The organism is Comamonas koreensis (genome assembly GCF_021026195.1).
Taxonomy (GTDB): Bacteria; Pseudomonadota; Gammaproteobacteria; order Burkholderiales; family Burkholderiaceae_C; genus Comamonas; species Comamonas koreensis.
The window spans coordinates 413,593-436,488 of record NZ_JAJNCT010000010.1 but is presented as its reverse complement, the minus strand read 5'-3'; the positions used below and the strand labels follow the sequence as shown (position 1 = coordinate 436,488).

Sequence of the window (22,896 nt, the reverse complement as noted above, 5' to 3'; positions counted from 1 at the left end):
ACGGAGGCTGACATTACGGCCTCCTGGATGGGCGCCTTAACCCGGTGTCCAACCCTTGGGCACGCGCGGCTTGTCGATGCCTGCCAGGCCGCAGAGCACATCGGCCATGCCGGAGAAATCCAGGCCGCCGTGCTGGCTGGCGCGGGCCAGGCTGTAGGACTCATGCACCGCAGCAGCCACCGGCATGGGCACCTTGCTGGCATGGGCGGCAGCGACGACCAGCGACATGTCCTTGTGCGCCAGGTCAATCGTGAAGCCCGGTGTGGTGTCGCCCAGCAGCACCTTGTTGGCAAAGTTCATGCGCAGCTGGCCATTGGTGGCCGAGGTGCCCAGCAGCACCTGCAAGGTCTTGGTGATGTCCAGGCCAAAGCGCTGCGACAGCGCCAGTGCCTCGGCATTCACCTGCGTCAGGGTGACGGCCAGGTAGTTGTTGACCAGCTTGGTGCGCCCGCCTGTGCCCACCGGGCCGCAGTGGTGGGTGGTGGTGCCCATCGCATTCAGCAAGGGCTGCACGCGGGCCAGATCGGCATCGCTGGCGCCCACCATGAAGAGCGATTCGCCCCGGTCGGCATGCTCGGCCAGGCGGCCCACGGGGGCATCCACCATGCTCAGGCCCTTGGTGGCCGCCTGCTGCGCCAGCCGGTCGGTGGCCAGCGGGTCGATGGTGCTCATGTCCATCAGGATGCTGCCGGGCTGGGCATGCGCAAAGATGCCGCCATCACCCAGCGCGATCTGTTCCACCTCCAGCGAAGAGGGCAGCATGGTGACGATGATGCTGCAGTCACGGGCCAGTTCGGGCACGTCGGCGCTTTGCGCGCCCATGGCGACCAGGTCCTTGACGGCCGTCTGGTTGAGATCATGGACGACCAGCGCGAAACCCTTTTTGACGAGGTTGGCGGCCATGGGCTTGCCCATGCGACCCAGGCCGATAAAACCGATCTTGTCTGCCATGCATGTCTCCTTGTTGTATGCATCCATGATGGCAGGCGCGGGGCCCTGGCCCCTGTCAAACACAGGACATCAGCCCGGCAGCGCAAAGGCGGCCAGCACCGCCAGCACGGCAGCGGCTGCCGGGTTGTGGCTGCCATCGCGGCGGTGGGCCACGGCCATCGGGCGCATCAGGCGGGGCCAGAGATGGCGCACCTGCACGCCGGGCAGCTGCAGCTGGTCTTCGACCTCTTCGAGCGGCAGGATGACGGCGCTCTGGCTGGCAGCAGCCAGGCTTTTGAGGGCACCGGGGTAGCTCAGGGTCAGAAAAGGCCGGGGGTGGTGGCCGGCCTGCCCGAACCAGCCGGCGATCAGCCCATGCATCTGCGTGGCCGGTGCAAACGAGGCCCAGCGCCTGCCGGCCAGCCAGTCCGGCGTTACCCGCTTGGGCGCCTTCCAGGCGGCGGGCAGCAGCACCACCATCGGGTCATTGCGCCAGGGCGTCAGCACAATCTCGGCGCTGCTGGGCTGGGGGCTGGCCACAATGGCCACATCCAGCGAGCCGGCACGCAGGCGCTGCATCGCATCGGCCGAGCCCACCGCTTCGAGCTTGACTTCCACCCCCGGGCTGCGGCTGCTCAGCTGCTCCAGCATCATCGGCAGCAAGCGGGTGCTGACCCCTGCCGACACGCCCACCTTGACCAGGCCTTCGCGGCCGCTGGCGCGGCGCTGCACCAGGTCGATCAGCTCATCGCTGGCATCGAGCAGCTTGCGGCCATGGGCCACCAGCAGCTCCCCCGCTGCGGTGAGCACGGCCTGGCGCCGCCCGCGCAGCAGCAGGGCGGTGTCCATGCGCGTTTCCAACTCCTTGATATGCAGGCTGATGGCCGGTGGCGACAGGTGCAGCGCCTGCGCGGCCGCTGCAAAGGTGCCCAGGTCGGCAATGGCGACCAGGGTCTGCACCTGGTCGAGGTTGAGGTTTCGCATCAGTTTTTCTGAAGTGAATGCATAGGAAATTCAACTTTACAGAAGTCTGGCGGACGCCGAGCATCGGTGGCCATGCAAAACCCTCGACCACTGCCTGAACCCTTGCCCCATCCGCCACCGCTAGCGGCCCCGCTGCCGCGCAGCTGGCTGGCCCGGCGCTGGCATGGCTGGCTGAATCTATGCCAGCGCGCCGAGCGGCGCATCAGCGAGAACTTCCGGGTGCCGCCAGGCGGAGGCTAGGACTGTGTACCGCTTCTCCATGGCGCCAACTGCCAGCGGTCGCCGTCGAATGCCAGCCGGTGTGTCAAGGCCAGTGCATCGAGCAGCGCCTCATCGTGCGAGACGACGACCAGGCAGCCGGGGTAGCTGCGCAGCATCTGCTCCAGCGCTTGCAGCGCCGGCAGGTCCAGGTGGTTGTCGGGCTCGTCCAGCAACAGCAGTTGCGCGGGCGCATCGCGGTAGAGCGCGCAGGCCATGGCGGCTTTGAGCCGTTCGCCACCGCTCAGCTGGCCGCTGGGCTGCAGAATGCAGCGCGCATCCAGCCCCAGTTGCGCCAGGCGCATGCGCAGTACGCCTTCCGGTGTCTGCTGGTTGCCTTGCTGCAGCTGGGACAGCAGGCTGCGCGCCGGATCGAGCAGGCTTTGCTGCTGATCCAGCATGGCCCAGGGCACATGCAGCTGGCGCTGGCCTGCGCCAGGCGCCAACTGGCCCGCCAGGATCTGCAGCAGACTGCTTTTGCCGCAGCCGTTGGGCCCCGTGATGGCCAGGCGCTGGCCCGCGCGCAGCTGCAGGTTCAGCGGCTGGGTGCCCGCCAGGCGGGGGGACTGCAGGTCCTGCAATTCGGCAACCAGGGCATCGCTGCTGCGGCCCCGGTCAAAGGCCTCGGGTGGCAACTGCCAGTGGATGGGGCCGGCCTGCCAGTCGATGGCCTGGGCGGCTTCGCTGACGCGGGCGTTCAAGGCCTCCCGGGCAGCGGCATGCTGGGCTACGAGCTTGCCCGAGCTGGCCTCGGCACGCTGCTTGGCGCGGCCCAGCAGGATCTTGGCCTGGTTGGCTTGCTTGCCTTGTTGGTCGCCCCGCGCCTGTTTGCGTTGCTGGCGCTCCTGCTGGCCCTGCAGCGCTAGTTCGCTGCGCTTGCGCTCCTGCTTGCTGCGGGCCAGCGCATCCAGCGCATGCTGCGCGCGCTGCTGCTGCGCCTGCTGGTAGCCGCCGAAGGAGCCGCTGTACATGCGCAGCCCCTGGCTGCTCAGCTCGGCGATCACCTCCATCTGGGCGAGCAGGCGCCGGTCATGGCTGATCAGCAGCAGGCCGCCGGGCCAGTGCTGCAGGCGCTGCGCCAGTGCCGCGCGGCCAGCGGCATCCAGGTGGTTGCTGGGCTCGTCCAGAATCAGAAAATCGGCCTGGGCCAGTTGCGCGCCTAACAGCGCCACGCGCATCGCCTGGCCGCCGCTCAAGGTGTGGGCCGGGGTCTGGGCGGGCAGGGCGGGCAAGCCGCTGTCGTGCAGCAGGGTTTGGAACTGCTGGCGCAGATCCCAGCGCTCGGCCAGCAGCGCAAAGTCCAGCGGGTCGCTGCTGCCTTGCTCGATGCGATCCAAGGCGGCCAGCGCAGGCGCCAGGCCGGCCAGCTCGGCAATGCTCTGCGCGGGGTGCTGCACCAGCAGGTTTTGCGCCAGGTAGTGGATACGGCCTGCGCGGCTGATGCGGCCGCTCGTGGGCTCCAGCGCGCCGGCCAGCAGCCGGGCCAGCACCGTTTTGCCCACGCCATTGCGGCCGACCAGCGCGGTGTGCTGGCGGTCAAAGCGGGCGTGGAGATCGGAGAAAAGCTGCCGGCCTTGCGGCAGCGAATAGGAGACGCCATGCAGCGCCAAATGGGTGTCTGTCATACCAGTGCGAATACATCGATGCCGAGCATCCCCGAGCCATGGCTGGTGAGCCTTGCAGCCTTGGCACCTGTTAGACAGGGCAGCCGCTGCAATCAAGGGGCGGGACGTGGGCCGTCAGCAGGACGGCAGCATCAATAACGCATGGGTAGAAGACCTCGCACAGGTAAGGAAGCGGCCCATTGTAGGCCGCATGGCGCAGCGGTCAAGGCCGCTGCGGCCAGACCCTCAGCCCATCATGGATGCAAAAGCCTGCTGGTACTGCTGTAGCTTGTGCGGGAAGTGGGCCGCGCCGGTGTCGAACACCCAGTGCTCGATGGTGGGCGCGGCCGCCAGCCCCAGGCTGTGCAGCTGCTGCAAGGCATCGAGCTGGGTTTTGAAGCCATGCAGCATGGGGCCGTTGACGTCCTCATCGGAGTGGATGCCGGTGTCCAGAATGCTGGGCGCTATCGCCACGCTGCGCGCGCCGCGCAGATGGCCTACCCGCAGCGCGCAAGCCACGGCGGCCGCGCTGGTGGCGGGGCTCCAGTCTTCGGGATGGCCCATGCCGATCACCAGGATGGCGGGGGCTTGCGCGGCGCCTGCCGGTGGTGTGATCAACAGCGTCTCCAGCGGCTGGGCGCGGAAGGCGCCATCGCGCCGGGCCTGGGCCAGCTGGCCGCCCAGGGCTGCATCGAGGTGGGCCAGGCCGCCTGCCATGGGCTGGTGGTCCACTTCATGCGTGAACATGCAGGCGCAGGAGAGATCGACCTGCGCGCCAGTGGCGTCCACCGTCACCAGTTCCAGCCGCACACCACGGTACTGCCCGATATCGCCACGTTCTACTGCTGCTGCTGCTGCTGCCATTGGGGGATCTCCTGTTGGATGGGGTTGCGCTGCGGCGGGGTGCCGCAGGGGTCTCGGTCCATCCTAACAAGCGCCTCAACCGGGTGCTGTGGGAGGGAGTCCAACGTCGGCGTCTTGCTGCGCCAGCTGTTCTTGCAGCAGCTCAACAAAGGCGCGCACCTTCACCGGGCGAAAGCGCGCGGCGGGAAACACGGCATGGATGCCACCCGAAGGCAGTTTCCAATCCGGCAGCACCTGCAGCAGCCGGCCGCTGTGCAGGTCGTCGGCGACGGCATAGTCGGGCAGCACCGACAGGCCTGCGCCGTGGCGCACCGCCTCGCGCACGGCCATCGTGGCGTTGAGCGACAGCACAGACGGCATGCTGACGTTCTGGCGCTCCAGGGCCGTGCGCGAAAAGCTCCAGTGCAGGGGATCGCGCAGCGCGGTGTTGGCCACAAAGGGCAGGGTGGCCAGCTGTTGCGGCTCCTGTACGCTGGCAAGCTGCTGGGTCCAGGCGGGTGAGGCCACCAGCAGCTGGCGAAAGCTGCCGATCTGGCGCGCCTGCAGGTGCAGCTCGGTCAGCCAGCCCACGCGGATGGCCAGCTCCACCTTGCCGTCCATCAGGTCCAGCGATTGGTCGCTGAGCGAGGCATCGACCTTGCACTGTGGGTAGCGGCGGCAGAAGGCGGTGATGGCCGGCACGATGGCGGCGATGCCGTAGTCGAGCGGTGCCGTCAGCCGCAAGGTGCCCGAGGGCGCCTCGGCCCCCTGGGCCAGCTCGTCAAAGGCATCGGCCGCTTCCTTGAGGATCAGCGCGCAGCGCTGGTAAAAGGCCTGGCCCGCATCGGTGGGCACCACCTTGCGGGTGCTGCGCGTCAGCAGGCTGGTGCGGAAGTCGGCCTCCAGCCGCGCCACCTGCTGGCTGACCACTGCCTTGGTGATGCCCAGGCGCTCGGCGGCGGCCGTGAAGCTGCCGGTTTCCACCACCGCACTGAAATAGGCCAGGCGCTTGAGGTTGGAGAAGTTGCCGATCGCCGCATCCTCCAGATTGTTTGCTTTTTGCATACGAGTTATCTATTTGATTGCGGTTTATTTGTCAATCCAAATTGACTACTATGGCGCCATCGCATTCGATAAGCAATGAATATGAATCGCCTGTACTACCTCTTTGATCCTCTGTGTGGCTGGTGCTATGGCGCCGGCCCGGTGCTGGACAGCCTGGCGCAGCAAGCTGCCGAGCAGCTGCAATTGCTGCCCAGCGGACTTTTCTCGGGCGAAGGCGCCCGCCCCATGGACGAGGCCTTTGCCGCCTATGCCTGGAGCAATGACCAGCGCATCGAGCGCTTGACCGGCCAGCCTTTCAGCCAGCGCTATCGCAGCGAGGTGCTGGAGAAACCACAGCAGATGTTTGACAGCGGCCCGGCCACAGTGGCGCTGACTGCCGTGCACCTGACGGCACCTGAGCGCGAGGCCGAGGCGCTCAAGGCCATCCAGCATGCGCGCTATGTGGATGGGCTGGACAACACCGCCATCCCCGTATTGCTGGAGCTGCTGCGCGGCCTGGGCCTGAACGACGCTGCCGCCCGGCTGGCCCAGCCCGATGCCGCTTTGATGGACGCCAACAACAGCCGCATGGCCCAGGCCCGGCAGCTGATGCGCCAGCTGGGCGCCCAGGGTGTGCCCAGCTTTGTGCTGGAGCGCAATGGCCAGCGCCAGCTGCTGAACGCCAGCGCCGCTTTCTCCAACCCCCAGGCGTTTGTGGCGCAGTGCCTAGCCGCCTGAATCTGTACGGAGACTCTCTATGACCACCCGCAACCTGGACACCATCCGTGCTACCTATGAAGGCAGCCCCGAGGACAACGCCCGCCATTTGATGGCAGCGCTGGCGCCCGAGGTGCTGTGGATCGAGGCGGCCGGATCGCCCTATGCCGGCACGTATGTGGGCGCGGCGCAGATCGTGGCGGGCGTGTTTGCGCGCCTGGGCAACGACTGGGCGGACTTCCGCGTGCAGGTGCACAGCTACCTGGCCGATGGCGACTGGGTGGCCGCCTTTGGCCGCTACACCGGCACCCACCGCGCCAGCGGCCGGGCGATGGCGGCGAGCTTTTCGCACCTCTACCAGCTGCGCGATGGCCAGATCATCCGCATGGAGCAGGTGGTGGACAGCGCCGCCATGCGCCAGGCGATGCAGCCATGACCGCCATGCAGACGCCGGACGAGCTGCGCCAGTTGCAAATGCTGGCAGCCCAGCTGCAAGCGGGCGAGTGGCATGCCGCCCACGACGGCGTGCAGCGCATCCCCGGCCTGCTGGCCTCCTGGTTGCACGGCATCGTGCATTTGCAGGAAGGCGATCTGGAAGACGCCGAGAACTGGTACGAGCGCGCCGGCAAGCGCTTTCGCCAGCGCGAAAGCTACGCGCAGGAACTGGCCCAGCTGCAGGCGGCCCTTGCGCAAGCAATGGCAGAGGGCCCTGCCCATGCCTGAATCACCGGGTTGCAGCCCCGGCTGCGCCCACCTTTGTTGAATCCTTTTTTGAAAGCAAACCAGACCATGAAGCAACGCTACTACGCCCTGTCCGCCTGCGCACTCGCCGCCGCTCTGTTGGTGGGCTGTGACCGCAGCAGCAGCACATCGGCGCCCGCTGCCACAGCGGCCAGCGCGCCCGCAGCAACCGCGCCGGCCGACACCCAACAGGCCGCACTGACCACCGAGGTCTTCAACCCGGGTGAGCAGGCGATCTTCGCCGTGTCTTCGGTGCTGGTGCAGGGCAAGACTGAGGTGCTGCTGATCGATGCGCAGTTCTCGGCCGAGCAGGCGCGCAAGCTGGCTGACAAGATCAAGGCCACCGGCAAGCGCCTGACGACCATCTACATCAGCCATGGCGACCCGGACTTCTACTTTGGTCTGGACACCCTGCAGGCCGCTTTCCCAGAAGCCAAGATTGTGGCCACACCGCAGACCATTGCCCATATCGAGGCCACCAAGGATGAGAAGCTCAAGGTTTGGGGCCCGCAACTGGGCGAGAACGCGCCCAAGCAACTGGTGGTGCCCCAGCCGCTGCAGGGTGACAGCCTGCAGGTGGATGGCCAGACCTTGCAGCTGATTGGCCTGGATGGCCCGACGCCGGACCGCACGGTGGTCTGGATTCCGTCGATCAAGACGGTGGCCGGTGGCATCCCGGTGATGGCCGGTGAGCATGTCTGGATGGCCGATACCCAGACGCCGCAGTCGCACAGCGACTGGCTGGCGACGCTGGCGCGCATCAAGGCACTGGGCCCCGATGTGGTGATCCCCGGCCACTTTGCCGGCACGATGCCCGCGGGCACGGCGGCCGTGGACTTTACCGCCGATTACATCCGCGCCTTTGACGAAGAAACGGCCAAGGCCAAGGACGGCGCTGCGCTGGAAGCGGCGATGAAGCAGCGCTTTCCCCACCTGGGCGGTCTGGAAGGCCTGGCGCTGAGCGCCAAGGTGGCCAAGGGCGAGATGCAGTGGCATTGATGAGGGGCTGATACGGCCCACAGCACGGCACCCCGGCGGGATCGGCTATCCCCGCTGGGGTGCATTGCTTTTTGCCTACAATGCGTGTTTTGGCTGGAATCTCCAGCCCCCTTTGGCGTGCGCGCCCGATTCCAGGCCTTTTTCCGTTGTTTGTTAATGCAGCACATTCGTAATTTTTCCATCATTGCCCATATTGACCATGGCAAGTCGACCTTGGCGGACCGCCTGATCCAGTATTGCGGAGGCCTGGCCGAGCGCGACATGGAGGCACAGGTGCTGGACTCGATGGACATCGAGAAAGAGCGCGGTATCACCATCAAGGCGCAGACAGCCGCCTTGCAGTACAAGGCCAAGGACGGCAAGGTCTACAACCTGAACCTGATCGACACCCCCGGCCACGTGGACTTCTCCTATGAAGTCTCGCGTTCGCTGTCGGCCTGCGAAGGCGCGCTGCTGGTGGTCGATGCGTCGCAGGGCGTTGAAGCCCAGACGGTGGCCAACTGCTACACCGCACTGGACCTGGGCGTGGAAGTGTTCGCCGTGCTCAACAAGATGGATCTGCCCAATGCAGACCCGGACAATGCCAAGGCCGAGATCGAGGATGTGATCGGCATTGACGCCAGCGACGCGATTCCCTGCTCGGCCAAGACCGGCATGGGCATTGAAGAAATTCTGGAAGCCGTGGTGGCCAAGGTGCCGCCACCCAAGGGCGAGCCCGAAGCACCCCTGCGCGCGATGATCGTGGACAGCTGGTTTGACCCCTATGTGGGCGTCGTGATGCTGGTGCGCGTGGTCGATGGCCAGCTCAAGAAGAACGAGCGCTTCAAGATGATGGCCACCGGCGCGGCCTATGAAGCCAACAGCCTGGGCGTGTTCACGCCCGCCAATGAGCCGCGCGATGTGCTCAAGGCCGGTGAGGTGGGCTACATCATTGCCGGTATCAAGGAGCTGAAGGCCGCCAAGGTGGGTGACACCATCACGTTGGAAAAGAAGCTGCCCAACAACCTGGGCCCCGCCAGCGCGCCGCTGCCGGGCTTCAAGGAAGTCAAATCCCAGGTGTTTGCCGGCCTGTACCCGACCGAGGCCTCTGAATATGACCAGCTGCGTGATGCGCTGGAAAAACTGCAGCTCAACGATGCAGCACTGCATTACGAGCCCGAAGTGTCGCAGGCGCTGGGCTTTGGCTTCCGTTGCGGCTTCCTGGGCCTGCTGCACATGGAAATCGTGCAGGAGCGCCTGGAGCGCGAGTTCGACCAGGACCTGATCACCACCGCGCCCAGCGTGGTCTACCAGGTGCTCAAGGCCGATGGCGAGCTCATCGATGTGGAAAACCCCTCGAAGATGCCCGATGCCGGCCGTCTGGAAGAGGTGCGGGAACCGATCGTGACCGTGCACCTCTATATGCCGCAGGACTATGTGGGCCCGGTGATGACCCTGGCGAACCAGAAGCGCGGTGTTCAGATGGACATGGCCTACCACGGACGCCAGGTGATGCTCACCTACGAAATGCCGCTGGGCGAAATCGTGCTGGACTTCTTTGACAAGCTCAAATCGGTCTCGCGCGGCTATGCCTCGATGGACTACGAGTTCAAGGAATACCGGGCCTCCGACGTGGTCAAGGTCGACATCCTGCTCAACGGCGAGAAGGTGGACGCGCTGTCCATCATCGTGCACCGTTCGCAGTCGGTCTACCGGGGCCGTGCGGTGGTGGCCAAGATGCGCGAAATCATCAGCCGCCAGATGTTCGATGTGGCGATCCAGGCGGCGATTGGTGCCAACATCATCGCCCGCGAGACCGTCAAGGCGATGCGCAAGAACGTGCTGGCCAAGTGCTATGGTGGCGACATCACGCGTAAGCGCAAGCTGCTGGAAAAGCAGAAGGCCGGTAAGAAGCGCATGAAACAGATCGGTTCGGTCGAAGTGCCCCAAGAGGCGTTCCTGGCGATTCTGCAAGTGGACGATTAAGAAGAGAAGAAGCCAAAAGCAAAGCTATGCAACTCCTGACAACACTGATTCTGGCCGCCTTTGTGGCCTATATGGGCGCCTGGTACAGCGGCGCCATCGAAGGCAATTTTGCACTGCTGCTGTTTTTGGCCACGGTGATCACCGGCGCCTACTGGCTGGCGGAGCGCTTTTACTTCTTCCCCCGGCGCCAGGCAGCTGCCGCGCAGCTGGAGGTCTCGGCGGCCGAGCGCCGCCGGCAGCTCGATGCCCAGGGTATCGACAAGGTGGACGGCATCGACGTGCAAGAGGGCAAGACGCGCCTTCTGATGCAGCCCTGGTGGCTGGACTGGACCGCTGGTCTGTTCCCGGTGATCGCCGTGGTCTTCATCCTGCGCTCCTTTCTGTTCGAGCCGTTCAAGATCCCGTCGGGCTCGATGATCCCGACCCTGCAGGTTGGCGACCTGATCCTGGTCAACAAGTTCACCTATGGCGTGCGCCTGCCGGTGATCAACAAGAAGATCACCGAAGGCAATGCCCCCAAGCGCGGCGATGTGATGGTGTTCCGCTACCCGCCACAGCCCAGCATGGACTACATCAAGCGTGTGGTCGGTGTGCCCGGTGACGAGGTGGCCTACATCAACAAGCGCCTGACGATCAATGGCAAGGTCGTGCCGACCACCAACCAGCCCGATTACTTCGAGCAGGATGCGATGCGCTACTTCAAGCAGATTGAAGAGCAGTTGGGTGACAAGCCGCACCGCTCCATCATCAACCCGGACGTGCCCAATTTCGTCCAGGGCGTGACGGACTTCAAGTACAAGGACAACTGCCGCTACAGCGTTGAAGGCGTGACCTGCAAGGTGCCCGAAGGCCATTACTTCATGATGGGCGACAACCGCGACAACTCGTTGGATTCCCGTTACTGGGGCTTTGTGCCCGATGCCAATATTGTGGGCCGGGCCTTCTTTGTGTGGATGAATTTCGGTAACATCAAGCGTATCGGACCGTTTAACTAAAAAAGTTTTCTAAGAGGGATTGACTATGCAGGCTATGAAACATGCACCCAGACACCGCCAACGCGGCATGTCGTTCATCGGTGTGGTGCTCTGGGGTTTCATCATCGTGGCTCTGGCCATTGTGGGCAGCAAGGCAGTCCCTGTCGTGATCGAGAACATGAACATCAAGAAGGCAGCGATCAAGGCTGCCCGCCAGGGCACGACAGTGCAGGAGGTGCGCAGCATTTATGAGCGCTCGCAGGCCATTGATGACATGACCTCGGTCAATGCCAATGATTTGGAAGTGACCAAGGACACGGACGGCAAGATTGTGGTGTCGTACAACTACGAGCGGGACATTCCGCTGTACGGGCCCGTTTATCTGGTCTTCCGTTTTAACGATAGTGTGAAGTAGGTGGAATCAGAACTCAGTCGATTGCAGGAACGCCTGCAGTATTCTTTTGCGAACGGTGCGTTGCTGCAGCGAGCGGTAACGCACCGTAGTTTTTGTGCAGATCACAATGAGCGCCTGGAGTTTCTGGGTGACTCGGTGCTGGGCCTGGCGGTGTCGACGATGCTGTTCCAGAAGCTCAAGGGCACCCCGGAGGGCGAGCTCTCGCGCATGCGTGCCAACCTGGTCAAGCAAGACACCTTGCACCAGATTGCGCTGCGCCTGCAGCTGGCCAAGGTGCTGCGCCTGGGCGAAGGCGAGTCCAAATCGGGCGGGCGTGAGCGCCCTTCGATCCTTGCCGATGCGGTCGAGGCGATTATCGGAGCGGTTTACTTGGATGCCGGCTATACGCAGGCCGAGGCGATCGTGCATCATCTCTACGAGCGTGTAGAGATCTCGCAGCACATGCCCGCCGCGTCCAAGGATGCCAAGACGGCGCTGCAGGAGTGGCTGCAGGCACGCAAGAAATCGGTTCCGGAGTATGTGGTGACCGGCACAACCGGGGCTGCGCATGCGCAGACCTTCCATGTCGACTGCGTGGTGCCGGCCTTCCAGGCCCGCAGCGAAGGCGCTGGCGCATCGCGCCGTGCAGCCGAGCAGGCGGCAGCCGCCATCATGTTGCAACAACTGCAGACCCAGCATCGCTAAGCTTTTATGACCTCGAAAAAATCTCCTTCTCCAAGCGCTGCTGGCCAAGACCCTGCAGAGCTGTTGCCTTCGGGCCAGACCCTCTCCGACCTGGACGCGATGCTGGCCGCCGCCAAGCCTGGTGCGACCGTGGCCCGCGTCAGCGCCCCCGATGCCGAGCAGGCCGAGGCGCCCGCCGCGCCTACCGGCCCGCAGCGCTGCGGCCTGATTGCCATCGTCGGCAAGCCCAATGTGGGCAAGTCCACCTTGATGAATGCGCTGGTCGGCCAGAAGATCTCGATCACCTCGCGCAAGGCGCAGACCACGCGCCACCGCATCACCGGTATCCGCACAAAGGACAACACCCAGTTCGTGTTTGTCGATACGCCCGGCTTCCAGACCCGCCATTCGCGCGCGTTGAACAAGTCGCTCAACAAGACGGTGATGGGTGCCATCGGCGATGTGGACCTGATCCTGTTCGTCGTCGAGGCGGGCAGCTTTACGCTGGCCGATGCCAAGGTGCTGTCGCTGTTCAAGCCCGGCATTCCGACCCTGCTGATTGCCAACAAGCTCGACACCGTGCACCGCCGCCACGAGATTGCGCCCTGGCTGCGTGACATGCAGGAGCGCCACCCCTTTGCCGAGTTCGTGCCGATGTCCGCCAAGAACAAGGGCGATATCGATCGCCTGTTCGGCATCTGCGAAAAATACCTGCCCGAGCAGGCCTGGTTCTATGGTCCCGAAGAGCTGACCGACCGCAGCGAGAAGTTTCTGGCATCCGAGACGGTGCGCGAAAAGCTCTTCCGCTTTACTGGCGATGAGCTGCCCTACACCTCGACCGTTGTCATCGACAAGTTCGACGAAGAGCCTAGCAAGACGCATGGCCGCTTCATGCGCATTGCCGCGACCATCGTCGTCGAGCGCGATGGCCACAAGGCCATGGTGATTGGCGAGAAGGGCGAAAAGCTCAAGCGCATCAGCACCGAAGCGCGCCAGGAGCTGGAAAAGCTGCTGGGTGCCAAGGTGTTCCTGGAGGTCTGGGTCAAGGTCAAGTCCGGCTGGGCCGACGACGAGGCCCGGGTCAAGTCCTTCGGCTACGAATAAGCGTCAACGGGCACAACACCGGCGCACAGCCTGCTGTGCCCGGTTGGCGCCCAGTGCCTGGTACCTGACCTCTTCTGTGGCCCTGCGCGGGCCACGCAATGCAACCCCCTGAGCCATGGCTGTCAAGCGCGTCAATGAGGAACCGGCCTATATCCTGCACCGGTATGACTGGAGTGAATCCAGCCTGGTGCTGGAGTGCTTTACCCGCCACCGGGGGCGCGTGGCGCTGGTTGCCAAGGGCGTCAAGAAACCCACTTCCAACTTTCGTCCGGTGCTGCTGGCCTTGCAGCCGCTGCGCCTGTCCTGGGGCATCGCGGGCGAGGGCGGCTCGGACATCCACACGCTCAAAAGCGCTGAATGGGTGGGCGGCCACACGATGCCGGTGGGCGGTGGCCTGCTGTCGGGCCTCTACCTCAATGAGCTGCTGATGCGGCTGCTGGCGCGCGAGGACCCCTTTGCCAACCTGTTCGACATCTATGCCGGTGTGGTGCGCGTGCTGGCCACCGACCATGGCGATGTGCTCGAGCCCGTGCTGCGCGCCTTCGAGCTGCTGCTGCTGCGCGAGCTGGGGCTGCTGCCCTCGCTGGCGGCGCAGACGCTGTCGCTGCAGCCGCTCCAACCCGCCACGCGCTATGTGCTGGTGCCCGATGCCGGCCTGCGCGAGGCCCATGGGCAGGACAGGGCGGGCCTGACCGGTGCACAATGGGAGGCCCTGGAGGAAGCGCTGTCGGCGGCAAATCCCTATCCGGCTGTTCTGAGGGCTTGCGTGTTGTGTGCCGGCGAGTTAAAAGTTCAGTTGCGTACGCTGCTGCAACACCACTGTGGTCAGCCGGTATTGCGTACGCGCCAGTTGATGATGGATATCCAATCGCTATGACTACCCCCGTGAAAACTGCCCTGTCTATCAACCTCAACAAGGTGGCACTGGTACGTAACACCCGCCACCTGGAGATTCCCAGCGTGACGCGTGCGGCACGGCTGTGCCTGGAAGCGGGCGCGCAGGGGATCACCGTGCACCCCCGGCCGGACGAGCGCCACATCCGCCCCGGCGATGTGGAAAAGCTCGCAGGCGTGATCGCCACCTGGCCGGTCAAGCGCGAGTACAACATCGAAGGCAATCCTTTCCAGAATCTGATGGACTATGTGCGCAAGTACCGTCCGCACCAGGCTACCTTTGTGCCCGATGGCGAGGACCAGTTCACCAGCGACCATGGCTGGAGCTTTCCGCAGGATGCCGAGCGCCTCAAGCCCCTGATTGACGAGTGCAAGGCTTTGGGCGTGCGCGTGAGCCTGTTCATGGACCCGATCCCGGAGCAGATGGCCGCTGCCAAGGCCGTGGGCGCCGACCGGGTCGAGCTGTACACCGAGCCCTATGCGGCCGCCTTTGGCACGCCCGAGCAAGGCACGCAGTTGGCACGCTACGTGGCAGCGGCCAAGGCCGCACAGGCTGTGGGCCTGGGCGTCAATGCCGGCCATGACCTGAGCCTGCGCAACCTCACCCCCTTTGTGACCCATGTGCCCCAGGTGCTGGAAGTGTCGATCGGCCACGCCTTTGTGACCGACGCGCTGGAGATGGGCTACGCCGAAGCCGTGCGCGCCTACCGCCGCTCGCTCGATGCCCGCGCCGATGGCGTGCTGCTCTAAACCCCCAGGTCTGTGACAGCATGATCTACGGTATTGGCACCGACATCTGCGACATCCGCCGCATCCGCGCGACCTTGGAGCGCCAGGGCGAGCGCTTTGCCCACAAGGTGCTGGCCGAGGGCGAGCTGGCCGTCTGGCGCCGCCGCAGCGAGCGCTGGCCCGACCGGGGCGTGCGCTACATGGCCACGCGCTTTTCGGCCAAGGAGGCCTTCAGCAAGGCCGTGGGCCTGGGCATGCGCATGCCGATGACCTGGCGCCACTGCGAGGTCATCAACCTGCCCAGCGGAAAGCCCGGCATCCGGCTGCATGGTGAGCTGGCCACCTGGTTCGAGGCGCAAGGCCTGACCGCCCATATCACCGTGACCGACGAGGTCGACTACGCCGCCAGCTTTTGCGTGGTCGAGAAGCTCTGACTCCCGATTCCCCGGGCCCTGCCAGGGCCCGTTTCTGACTTTTCTGCACCCCTTCCATGCACGCTCCTCTGATCATTGATATCGCCGGCAAGGCCCTGACCGATGCCGACCGCGCCCGCCTGGCCCACCCGCTGGTCGGGGGCATCATCCTGTTTGCCCGCAACTGGGAGAGCCGCTCGGCGCTGGTGCAGCTGTGCGCGCAGATCAAGGCCATCAAGCCCGATCTGCTGATCTGTGTGGACCACGAGGGCGGGCGCGTGCAGCGCTTCCGTACGGATGGCTTCACGCACCTGCCATCGATGCGGCATTTTGGCCAGATGTGGATGGACGACGGCCAGGGCAGCAAGCACCGCCCGGGCAGCGGCGCAATGCGGGCGATGAATGCCGCTACCGCTGCCGGCTATGTGCTGGGCGCCGAGCTGCGGGCCTGCGCGGTGGATTTCAGCTTCACCCCGGTGCTGGATCTGGACTATGGCGAAAGCTCGGTCATCGGTGACCGCAGCTTTCACCGTGACCCGCGCGTGGTCGCGATGCTGGCCAAGAGCCTGATGCACGGCCTGCTGCAGGCGGGCATGGGCAACTGCGGCAAGCATTTCCCCGGCCATGGTTTTGTCAAGGCCGATTCGCATGTCGATATCCCCGTTGACGGGCGCAGCCTGAGCGCCATCCTGGCCGAGGATGCCGCGCCTTACCCCTGGCTGAGCAGCGTGCTGACGGCGGTGATGCCCGCGCATGTGATTTATCCCAAGGTGGACAAGCGCCCGGCCGGCTTCAGCGAGAAATGGCTCAAGGACGTGCTGCGCAGCCGCCTGCGCTACGACGGTGCGATCTTCAGCGACGACCTGAGCATGGAGGGCGCGCGCCGCATCAATGGCAGCGTGATCAGCTACACTGAGGCCGCGCTGGCCGCCTTGTCTGCTGGCTGCGACATGGTGCTGCTGTGCAACCAGAGCCTGGGCCTGGGCGCCCATGTGGATGAGCTGCTCGACGGCATGGACGACGCGCTGCGCAGTGGCCGCTGGCAGCCGGACGAGGATTCGGAATCGCGCCGCCTGGCGCTGCTGCCCGAAACCGTGCCCCAGCCCTGGGATGAGCTGATGCGCCAGCCGGCCTACCAGGACGCGCTGGATCTGCTGGGCTGAGCGGGAAGGGCCTCCCGTGTTGCTGGCTGAGGTGGCGGTTTAAGCCTCGCCTCAGCCCCGTCCTCTAGATTGCTCTCTGACCCCACGAATGGCAGAGAGCTATGTCCCTTCACAACCCCTTGCGCCGCGTGGCGCTGGCCGGCCGCGAGGCCCTGGCGCTGACGCGGCCGTATTTTGTATCCGAGGACAAGGTCCGTGCCTGGGGCCTGCTGGCGGCCATTGTGGCGCTGAACCTGGCTGCCGTGTTCATGCTGGTGCAGATCAACAGCTGGAACCGGGTGTTCTACGATGCGCTGCAGAACAAGCAGGCCGATGTGTTCTGGCACCAGCTCTGGCGCTTTCTGTGGCTGGCGCTGGTCTACATCGTCATTGCGGTCTACAAGTTCTACCTCACCCAGCTGCTGCAATGGCACTGGCGCCGCTGGCTCACCGAGCACCTGCAAGGCCGCTGGCTGGCCAACAAGGCCTTCTACCGCATGGAGCTGGGCCGCTACAGCGGCAGCCAGCAGATGCCGGACAACCCCGACCAGCGCATCCAGGAAGACATCAACCTGTTCAGCAGCTACACCGTGGCGCTCAGCATGGGCCTGCTCAACGCCCTGGTCACCTTTGTCAGCTTTGTCGGCATCCTCTGGGGGCTGAGTGCAGCGATGGACCTGGACCTGTCTGCCGTGCTGGGCGGCGGCAGCCTGCATATTCCCGGCTTCATGGTCTGGATGGCCGTCGTGTACTGCCTGGTGGGCAGTGCCATATCGCTGTGGCTGGGCAAGCCGCAGGTGGGCCTGAATATCCAGCAACAGCGCCTGGAGGCCAACTACCGCCACCACATGATCCGCGTGCGCGAGCATGCCGAAGCCATTGCGATGGACGGCGGCGAGCGGGTAGAGGGCGAGCAGCTGCGCCTGCGCTTTGGCGATGTGCTGGGCAACTACCTGTTGCTGATCCGCCAGCAAAAAAAACTCGCCTGGTTCACCAATTTCTTTGGTCAGGCTGCCGTGGTGTTTCCCTTCATCATTGCCGCGCCGCGCTTTTTCAGCGGCGCCATCCAGCTGGGCCAGCTGATGCAGATTGCCTCGGCCTTCAACCAGGTGCAGGATTCGCTCAGCTGGATCGTCAACAACTACAGCGATATAGCGGCCTGGCGCGCCACCACGCGGCGTCTGGCGAGCTTTGAGGCCGGTCTGCAGGCCCAGGCCCAAGGCCAGGGCCCGATGCTGGAGGCAGCTGACCATCTGCAAACCCAGGGCCTGCAAGTGGCGCTGCCCGATGGCCGGGTCGTGATCGACAATGCGGCATTGCAGCTGGGAGCTGGCCAGGATGTGCTGATCAGCGGGCGTTCGGGCAGTGGCAAATCGACCTTGCTGCGCAGCCTGGCCGGCATCTGGCCCTTTGCGCGCGGCCGGGTGCAGCGGCCGATGGACAGCATGTTCATTGCGCAGCGCCCTTATTTCCCCGCTGGCAGCCTGCGCCAGGCCCTGGCTTACCCGCAGCCCGCTGCGGACTATGGCGATGCCCAGCTGCAGGCGGCCTTGCGCGCAGCGCAGCTGGCACCGTTGGTGAAGCGGCTTGATGAGGCCGCCGCCTGGAATGCCGTGCTCTCGGGCGGGGAGCAGCAGCGCCTGGCGATTGCGCGGGTCTTGCTCAAACGCCCGGCCTGGGTGTTTGCAGATGAGGCCACCAGCGCGCTGGACCAGGCGACCGAGGCCGAGGTCTATGCGGCGCTGGTGGCGCTGGTGCGAGAGCGTGGGGGATCGCTGGTGTCCGTCGCCCATCGCGACAGCGTGCAGGCCTTCCATGGCGGGCGCTGGCAGCTCGATCCAGCGCAGCATGCGGTGCTGACGGCCTCTGCAACGCGTTAGGCTGCATCGCCTCAGCCTATGACCCGCTGCGCGGGGCCCAAAAAAATGCCTGCACAAGGCAGGCATTTGTCAGCTTTGGCTAGTCAAGGCGGAGGTCAGGCAACGGCGCCGACACCCAGCAGGGCGATCACCAGGAAGATGACCGTGATGGCGATGAAGATGAAGAAAAGGATCTTCGCAATACCCGCTGCGCCGGAGGCAACACCGGTAAAACCGAACACACCGGCGAGCAACGAGATCACCGCAAAAATAATGGCCCACTTAAGCATCGAACACCTCCTGTTGTCATGTGATGGTTGATCTTAAGCAGGGGGGCGAATCAGCGCCGTGGGCCGAAGAGGCAAGTACCGGTAGGCTGGCGCTGACAGCCGCCTGGAATGCGCGGTGTCATGGCACGGCGGGCGTATCGGCTGGCGCAGCCGGGCTGGCCTCTGGCGGCTGCTGGGGCGGGGGATCATCGGTCCAGCGGCGCACCACCTTCTGGAAGATGTGGGTGTTGGGGATTTGCAGCACCACGCTTTGGCTGCGGTCCGCCACAAAATCTTCCAGTGTCGTGTAGAGCATGTTGATATCGACCACCCGGCCCTTGGCACCAGGCTTGTCTAGGCCGTCCAGCACCTCGATGTAGTCGCCCAGCCGGTAGGGCCGCACGGTGAAGATCAGCACCGCGCAGAAGAAGTTGGACAGCACGCTCCAGGCAGCGAAGAAAGCCACGGCGCCGACCGCCGCAAAGCCGGAGAACGCCGTCCACAGCACCGTGGCGCTGACCCCCAGGCGCTCCAGAATCAGCAGGCAGGTGCCGCCAATGATGAGCCAGCGCACCAGGCCCTTGATGGGCACGGCCAGCTCCAGTGGCCAGTGGTAGTGCTGGGCCACGCGGGTGATGAGCTTGCGGGTGACATAGTTGAGCGTGATGGCCAGCAGCAGGATCAGGGTGATCTGTATGGCGGGCACGATGATGTCCACCCATTCAGTGGCCCATTCGGGGATCAGGAGTTTGAGTCGGTTCATGGCGGGAGCGGAGCATGCCACGGGCGCTGAAGGGGCCCGTGCTGGGAGAAGCGCTGATTATCGGGGACGACGGAGCGGTGTTCAGGCCAGCGGCAGCTGGCTTTGCTGAGCGCGGCAGGCCTCGTCGTGCCAGTCGACCATAGCCTGGATGTCCATGCCCATGTGGGCCTGGCCCAACTGCGCAATGAACTGGCAGGCGCTGTACTGCGCCGCTCGCTGGTCGTAGACCTGCGTCCATTCCGCCCGGGCCGCCAGCTGGTTGGCCGCGACCGGCCAGCGCCGCACCTGCGGGCTTGGGCCGGACAGGCCCATGCGCCAGGGCTTGCCGGTCACGCGGGCGCGAAAGCACTGCTGCTGCAGGCACAGGCGCTGGTAGACCGGATCGACCTGCAACGCGGCGAACAGTGCCTGCACCGCGCTGTCCGTGGGCCGCATGGCCTCGTGGGTGACGATGATGCGCAGCCCCTTGGGCGTGCTGTAAACGCGCAGACCCCAGTCGGGGTGCTGCTGGCTGAAGGCGGTGACCCGCTCCAGCGCCAGTTGCCGGGGATCGGCGCTGCCGGCCTGTTTTTGGCGCAGGTTCAACCAGCGCCTGAGCCACAGCGCCAAGACCACGACCGCACCCGCCAGCACCGCCACAGCGGGCAGCACACCGCCCAATGGAAACATGACGAAGCCCGCTGCCAGCGCCAAGAGTGCCGCGATCAGCAGCGGCGTTGCGCTGGGTGGCTTCGGTTGCGGCGGGAAGTCCATGTCGGCGATGGCGACATCGGGGGTGTTGAGGCAGTGCGCGCCATAGCTGTTGCGCGTCATCACCGTCTGGCCGCGCTGGCCCAGAATTTCTTCCCGGATGGGAGTCTGGCCGTTCAGGCCATATTCACCCAAGCGCTCCATGCGCTGAAAGCTGGCATCGAGGTTGCGCAGCTGCGGGGCACTGAGCACCTGGTCGAGCGCGGCCTGGGCACGCTGCTGGGCGTGGGCTTGAGCGGCATCAGGGCTTTGGTCGGACCAGCCCCAGCGTTGAACGGTGGCGCCATGGCGCGGGCTGGTTTCATGGCGCAGGCGTGCTTGCGCCCAGTAACGGGGTATTTGCATGCAGGCCAGTATATCGGCGGCGGCCGGCCATGAAAAAGCGGCACAGGCTCTGGGCAGAACCTGTGCCGCTGGGCGCTGGGTGCACGCCGAGGGCCTGCCGCGCGCTTTATTGCTCCCGGCGCAGCGCGGGGAACAGGATGATGTCGCGGATGCTGGCGCTGTCGGTCAGCAGCATCATGAAGCGGTCGATACCGATACCGCAGCCGCCGGTGGGCGGCATGCCGTACTCGAGCGCGCGCACAAAGTCGTGGTCGTAGTACATGGCTTCGTCATCGCCGCCATCCTTGGCAGCAACCTGGGCGTTGAAGCGGGCGGCCTGGTCTTCGGCGTCGTTGAGCTCGGAGAAGCCGTTGCCGAATTCGCGGCCGGTGATGTAGAGCTCAAAGCGCTCAGTCACTTCGGGGCGGTCATCGTTGGCGCGGGCCAGCGGGCTGATCTCGGTCGGGTGCTCCATGATGAAGGTGGGGTTCCAGAGCTTGTCTTCAACCACTTCCTCGAAGTACAGCACCTGCAGGCTGGCCAGGGTGCGGCCCGCCAGCTTGTCCTTCTCTTCCTTCATGCCCAGCTTCTTCAGGGCATTGGTGAGCCATTCGCGGTTGCCCACGTTCTCGCCAGCATCGGTGTACTTGACGATGGCTTCGGTGATGGTCAGGCGCTCGAAAGGCTTGGTCAGATCCACCGGCTTGCCGCCATAGGTCAGCTCCAAGGTGCCCACGGCCTTCATCGCGGCGTCGCGGATCAGCGCTTCGGTGTAGTCCATCAGGTCGCGGTAGTTCCAGTAGGCCGCGTAGAACTCCATCATCGTAAACTCAGGGTTGTGGCGTACCGACACCCCTTCGTTGCGGAAGTTGCGGTTGATCTCGAACACGCGCTCGAAGCCACCGACGATCAGGCGCTTGAGGTAGAGCTCAGGGGCGATGCGCAGATACATCTCCTGGTCCAGCGCATTGTGGTGGGTGATGAAGGGCTTGGCATTGGCACCGCCGGGGATCGGGTGCAACATGGGGGTCTCGACTTCGAGGAAGCCGTGCTCAACCATGAACTCACGGATGCCGGACACCGCCTTGGAGCGGGCCACAAACCGCTTGCGCGCGTCTTCGTCGGTCATCAGGTCGACATAGCGCTGGCGCACCTTCTGCTCCAGATCGGCCATGCCGTGGAACTTGTCGGGCATGGGGCGCAGGCTCTTGGTGAGCATGCGGATCTTGGTCACCTTGATCGACAGCTCGCCGGTCTTGGTCTTCATCAGCTGGCCTTCGGCGCCGATGATGTCGCCCAGATCCCATTTCTTGAAATCGGCGTACAGCTCTTCGCCTACCGCATCGCGGGTGACGTAAAGCTGGATGCGGCCGGTGGCATCCTGCACGGTGGCAAAACTGGCCTTGCCCATCACGCGCTTGAGCATCATGCGGCCGCCGACGCTGACCGACAGTGCGGCAGCGTCCAGGTCGGCGGCGTCCTTCTCGGCATGGGCCGCAATCAGGTCGGCTGCGCGGTCGGCGGGCTTGAAGTCATTGGGGAAAGCCACACCTTTGCCTTGGCGCTGTGCTTCGCGCAGGGCTTTGAGTTTTTCGCGGCGCTCGGCAATCAGTTGGTTTTCGTCGTGCGCAACCGGCGCGGTCTCGGGAGTGGTGTGGTTTTCAGACATGAAGAGGCCAGCATTGCGCTGGTAAACGGCCAAAACCTGTCATTTTAAGATTTTTAGCGGGCCCTGTGCCGGCAAAAGCCGTAGTGTCCGACTGCTGCACCGCTTTTCGTCCCTGGCGCATCGGGGGATTTGCTGGCGCCGGCCAGGCTCGCGGCTCTAGAATATGAGCTTCAAGCCCTTTGTCATTGGCCTGCCAGCTTCATTTTTAATAGCAAATTCGCATTCTCGGGATGGCTCCCGACTGGAAACACCGATGCTTTTTCAAATCCTGTCCCTGCTGCTCAATATTGCAGGTGGTCTGCTGACCGGCGCCTGCCTGCTGCGCTGGTACATGCAGTACCAGCGCGTCTCCTTCAACAACCCGCTGGGGCAGTTGGTGCTGGCGCTGACCAGCTGGATGGTGCTGCCGCTGCGCAGAATCACCAAGGGCCTGCGCGGCGGCGACTGGGCCAGCATCCTGGGAGCCTGGCTGGTGCAGGTGGTCCAGTTTGTGCTGCTCTGGCTGGCCTCGGGCGGCCTGGCATCCCTGCTGTCGGTGCTGGTGGTGGCCACCATTGGGGTGGCCAATATCGGCATCTCCACGATGGTCGTCGTGACCCTGGTGCATGTCGTGCTGTCCTGGCTGTCCTCGGGCAATGCAGTGATGAATGCCGTGTTCTACCAGCTCACGGCGCCCCTGCTGCGCCCCCTGCGCAAGATCATTCCGCTGATTGGTGGCGTGGATCTGTCCCCCATTGTGCTGCTGGTGGGCTTGCAGATCATCTCCATCATGCTCGCGCACCTGCAGTCGCGGCTGCTGCTGGCTGTGTGATCTGACACTTGTGGGGCGCAAGCCCGGACGCG

Annotated in this window: 24 protein-coding genes; 15 read left to right on the top strand and 9 right to left on the bottom strand. The window is 64.7% G+C overall.

The annotated features are described in order from the left end of the window. Positions 1-36: 36 nt before the first annotated feature. The 5 genes from LPW39_RS12395 to LPW39_RS12375 form a co-directional block, all read right to left on the bottom strand. Entirely contained in the window at positions 37-951 is a 915-nt protein-coding gene (locus tag LPW39_RS12395) for an NAD(P)-dependent oxidoreductase (RefSeq protein ID WP_230775190.1), read from the bottom strand. A 69-nt stretch (positions 952-1,020) separates the two neighbouring features. Continuing rightward, entirely contained in the window at positions 1,021-1,914 is an 894-nt protein-coding gene (locus LPW39_RS12390) for a LysR family transcriptional regulator (protein WP_230775188.1), read from the bottom strand. Between the two features lie 236 nt (positions 1,915-2,150). Next, the gene (locus tag LPW39_RS12385) at positions 2,151-3,797 is read right to left on the bottom strand and encodes an ABC-F family ATP-binding cassette domain-containing protein (RefSeq protein WP_230775186.1); all 1,647 of its coding nucleotides are present in this window, start codon (positions 3,795-3,797) and stop codon (positions 2,151-2,153) included. 225 nt (positions 3,798-4,022) lie between these two features. Then, positions 4,023-4,640 carry a M17 family peptidase N-terminal domain-containing protein gene (locus LPW39_RS12380; protein WP_230775177.1) on the bottom strand — a complete coding sequence of 206 codons (618 nt, stop codon included), beginning with the start codon at positions 4,638-4,640 and terminating at the stop codon, positions 4,023-4,025. Between the two features lie 75 nt (positions 4,641-4,715). Beyond that, positions 4,716-5,684, bottom strand: coding sequence for a LysR family transcriptional regulator (locus LPW39_RS12375; protein ID WP_230775175.1), 969 nt, complete (start codon positions 5,682-5,684; stop codon positions 4,716-4,718). 81 nt (positions 5,685-5,765) lie between these two features. On the opposite strand from LPW39_RS12375, the gene LPW39_RS12370 reads away from it, so the two are divergent. The 14 genes from LPW39_RS12370 to LPW39_RS12305 all read left to right on the top strand — a co-directional run bounded on the left by LPW39_RS12370 (position 5,766) and on the right by LPW39_RS12305 (position 18,299). Next, positions 5,766-6,401 (top strand): DsbA family protein, encoded by a 636-nt coding sequence (locus tag LPW39_RS12370; RefSeq protein WP_230775172.1) that lies wholly within the window; start codon positions 5,766-5,768, stop codon positions 6,399-6,401. A 19-nt stretch (positions 6,402-6,420) separates the two neighbouring features. Then, positions 6,421-6,816, top strand: coding sequence for a nuclear transport factor 2 family protein (locus LPW39_RS12365; RefSeq protein ID WP_230775165.1), 396 nt, complete (start codon positions 6,421-6,423; stop codon positions 6,814-6,816). Next, the gene (locus LPW39_RS12360; protein ID WP_230775163.1) at positions 6,813-7,103 is read left to right on the top strand and encodes a hypothetical protein; all 291 of its coding nucleotides are present in this window, start codon (positions 6,813-6,815) and stop codon (positions 7,101-7,103) included. The genes LPW39_RS12365 and LPW39_RS12360 overlap by 4 nt, the downstream gene beginning before the upstream one ends. A 66-nt stretch (positions 7,104-7,169) precedes the next feature. Continuing rightward, positions 7,170-8,120 (top strand): MBL fold metallo-hydrolase, encoded by a 951-nt coding sequence (locus tag LPW39_RS12355; protein WP_230775161.1) that lies wholly within the window; start codon positions 7,170-7,172, stop codon positions 8,118-8,120. Between the two features lie 156 nt (positions 8,121-8,276). Further along, entirely contained in the window at positions 8,277-10,085 is a 1,809-nt protein-coding gene (lepA, locus tag LPW39_RS12350; protein WP_230775159.1) for a translation elongation factor 4, read from the top strand. Positions 10,086-10,111: 26 nt separating this feature from the next. Further along, positions 10,112-11,080, top strand: coding sequence for a signal peptidase I (gene lepB, locus LPW39_RS12345; RefSeq protein WP_230775150.1), 969 nt, complete (start codon positions 10,112-10,114; stop codon positions 11,078-11,080). 34 nt (positions 11,081-11,114) lie between these two features. Next, on the top strand, positions 11,115-11,474 hold the full coding sequence (locus LPW39_RS12340; RefSeq protein ID WP_230775149.1) for a DUF4845 domain-containing protein: 360 nt from the start codon (positions 11,115-11,117) through the stop codon (positions 11,472-11,474). After that, entirely contained in the window at positions 11,475-12,158 is a 684-nt protein-coding gene (rnc, locus tag LPW39_RS12335) for a ribonuclease III (protein WP_027010793.1), read from the top strand. A 6-nt stretch (positions 12,159-12,164) separates the two neighbouring features. Next, a complete protein-coding gene (gene era, locus LPW39_RS12330; protein ID WP_407928833.1) occupies positions 12,165-13,241 on the top strand; it encodes a GTPase Era in 1,077 nt (358 codons plus the stop codon). Positions 13,242-13,356: 115 nt separating this feature from the next. Further along, complete coding sequence (gene recO / locus LPW39_RS12325) at positions 13,357-14,118, top strand: DNA repair protein RecO (protein ID WP_230775147.1); 762 nt, start codon at positions 13,357-13,359, stop codon at positions 14,116-14,118. Beyond that, positions 14,115-14,885 carry a pyridoxine 5'-phosphate synthase gene (locus LPW39_RS12320; RefSeq protein ID WP_230775144.1) on the top strand — a complete coding sequence of 257 codons (771 nt, stop codon included), beginning with the start codon at positions 14,115-14,117 and terminating at the stop codon, positions 14,883-14,885. The genes recO and LPW39_RS12320 overlap by 4 nt, the downstream gene beginning before the upstream one ends. A 20-nt stretch (positions 14,886-14,905) precedes the next feature. Next, entirely contained in the window at positions 14,906-15,298 is a 393-nt protein-coding gene (gene acpS / locus LPW39_RS12315) for a holo-ACP synthase (RefSeq protein ID WP_230775142.1), read from the top strand. Positions 15,299-15,354: 56 nt separating this feature from the next. Next, positions 15,355-16,440 carry a beta-N-acetylhexosaminidase gene (nagZ, locus tag LPW39_RS12310; protein WP_230775140.1) on the top strand — a complete coding sequence of 362 codons (1,086 nt, stop codon included), beginning with the start codon at positions 15,355-15,357 and terminating at the stop codon, positions 16,438-16,440. Positions 16,441-16,541: 101 nt separating this feature from the next. Further along, on the top strand, positions 16,542-18,299 hold the full coding sequence (locus LPW39_RS12305; protein WP_230775138.1) for an ABC transporter ATP-binding protein/permease: 1,758 nt from the start codon (positions 16,542-16,544) through the stop codon (positions 18,297-18,299). Between the two features lie 95 nt (positions 18,300-18,394). On the opposite strand, the gene LPW39_RS12300 is transcribed toward LPW39_RS12305, so the two are convergent. The 4 genes from LPW39_RS12300 to lysS form a co-directional block, all read right to left on the bottom strand. Then, on the bottom strand, positions 18,395-18,568 hold the full coding sequence (locus LPW39_RS12300) for a DUF1328 domain-containing protein (RefSeq protein ID WP_021026435.1): 174 nt from the start codon (positions 18,566-18,568) through the stop codon (positions 18,395-18,397). A 118-nt stretch (positions 18,569-18,686) separates the two neighbouring features. Next, positions 18,687-19,310 carry a mechanosensitive ion channel domain-containing protein gene (locus tag LPW39_RS12295; RefSeq protein WP_230775136.1) on the bottom strand — a complete coding sequence of 208 codons (624 nt, stop codon included), beginning with the start codon at positions 19,308-19,310 and terminating at the stop codon, positions 18,687-18,689. Between the two features lie 81 nt (positions 19,311-19,391). After that, entirely contained in the window at positions 19,392-20,405 is a 1,014-nt protein-coding gene (locus tag LPW39_RS12290; RefSeq protein ID WP_230775134.1) for a hypothetical protein, read from the bottom strand. A gap of 106 nt (positions 20,406-20,511) precedes the next feature. Beyond that, the gene (gene lysS / locus LPW39_RS12285) at positions 20,512-22,053 is read right to left on the bottom strand and encodes a lysine--tRNA ligase (RefSeq protein WP_230775132.1); all 1,542 of its coding nucleotides are present in this window, start codon (positions 22,051-22,053) and stop codon (positions 20,512-20,514) included. A 253-nt stretch (positions 22,054-22,306) separates the two neighbouring features. Between lysS and LPW39_RS12280 the strand changes: the two genes are divergently transcribed. After that, entirely contained in the window at positions 22,307-22,864 is a 558-nt protein-coding gene (locus LPW39_RS12280) for a YggT family protein (protein WP_230775130.1), read from the top strand. The last annotated feature ends 32 nt before the right edge of the window (positions 22,865-22,896 follow it).

What these genes read in the sequence shown, in the direction of transcription:
- LPW39_RS12395 (WP_230775190.1), bottom strand. Translation starts at nt 951, where the DNA reads ATGGCAGACAAGATCGGTTTTATCGGCCTGGGTCGCATGGGCAAGCCC.
- LPW39_RS12390 (WP_230775188.1), bottom strand. Translation starts at nt 1,914, where the DNA reads ATGCGAAACCTCAACCTCGACCAGGTGCAGACCCTGGTCGCCATTGCC.
- LPW39_RS12385 (WP_230775186.1), bottom strand. Translation starts at nt 3,797, where the DNA reads ATGACAGACACCCATTTGGCGCTGCATGGCGTCTCCTATTCGCTGCCG.
- LPW39_RS12380 (WP_230775177.1), bottom strand. Translation starts at nt 4,640, where the DNA reads ATGGCAGCAGCAGCAGCAGCAGTAGAACGTGGCGATATCGGGCAGTAC.
- LPW39_RS12375 (WP_230775175.1), bottom strand. Translation starts at nt 5,684, where the DNA reads ATGCAAAAAGCAAACAATCTGGAGGATGCGGCGATCGGCAACTTCTCC.
- LPW39_RS12370 (WP_230775172.1), top strand. Translation starts at nt 5,766, where the DNA reads ATGAATCGCCTGTACTACCTCTTTGATCCTCTGTGTGGCTGGTGCTAT.
- LPW39_RS12365 (WP_230775165.1), top strand. Translation starts at nt 6,421, where the DNA reads ATGACCACCCGCAACCTGGACACCATCCGTGCTACCTATGAAGGCAGC.
- LPW39_RS12360 (WP_230775163.1), top strand. Translation starts at nt 6,813, where the DNA reads ATGACCGCCATGCAGACGCCGGACGAGCTGCGCCAGTTGCAAATGCTG.
- LPW39_RS12355 (WP_230775161.1), top strand. Translation starts at nt 7,170, where the DNA reads ATGAAGCAACGCTACTACGCCCTGTCCGCCTGCGCACTCGCCGCCGCT.
- lepA (WP_230775159.1), top strand. Translation starts at nt 8,277, where the DNA reads ATGCAGCACATTCGTAATTTTTCCATCATTGCCCATATTGACCATGGC.
- lepB (WP_230775150.1), top strand. Translation starts at nt 10,112, where the DNA reads ATGCAACTCCTGACAACACTGATTCTGGCCGCCTTTGTGGCCTATATG.
- LPW39_RS12340 (WP_230775149.1), top strand. Translation starts at nt 11,115, where the DNA reads ATGAAACATGCACCCAGACACCGCCAACGCGGCATGTCGTTCATCGGT.
- era (WP_407928833.1), top strand. Translation starts at nt 12,165, where the DNA reads ATGACCTCGAAAAAATCTCCTTCTCCAAGCGCTGCTGGCCAAGACCCT.
- recO (WP_230775147.1), top strand. Translation starts at nt 13,357, where the DNA reads ATGGCTGTCAAGCGCGTCAATGAGGAACCGGCCTATATCCTGCACCGG.
- LPW39_RS12320 (WP_230775144.1), top strand. Translation starts at nt 14,115, where the DNA reads ATGACTACCCCCGTGAAAACTGCCCTGTCTATCAACCTCAACAAGGTG.
- acpS (WP_230775142.1), top strand. Translation starts at nt 14,906, where the DNA reads ATGATCTACGGTATTGGCACCGACATCTGCGACATCCGCCGCATCCGC.
- nagZ (WP_230775140.1), top strand. Translation starts at nt 15,355, where the DNA reads ATGCACGCTCCTCTGATCATTGATATCGCCGGCAAGGCCCTGACCGAT.
- LPW39_RS12305 (WP_230775138.1), top strand. Translation starts at nt 16,542, where the DNA reads ATGTCCCTTCACAACCCCTTGCGCCGCGTGGCGCTGGCCGGCCGCGAG.
- LPW39_RS12300 (WP_021026435.1), bottom strand. Translation starts at nt 18,568, where the DNA reads ATGCTTAAGTGGGCCATTATTTTTGCGGTGATCTCGTTGCTCGCCGGT.
- LPW39_RS12295 (WP_230775136.1), bottom strand. Translation starts at nt 19,310, where the DNA reads ATGAACCGACTCAAACTCCTGATCCCCGAATGGGCCACTGAATGGGTG.
- LPW39_RS12290 (WP_230775134.1), bottom strand. Translation starts at nt 20,405, where the DNA reads ATGCAAATACCCCGTTACTGGGCGCAAGCACGCCTGCGCCATGAAACC.
- lysS (WP_230775132.1), bottom strand. Translation starts at nt 22,053, where the DNA reads ATGTCTGAAAACCACACCACTCCCGAGACCGCGCCGGTTGCGCACGAC.
- LPW39_RS12280 (WP_230775130.1), top strand. Translation starts at nt 22,307, where the DNA reads ATGCTTTTTCAAATCCTGTCCCTGCTGCTCAATATTGCAGGTGGTCTG.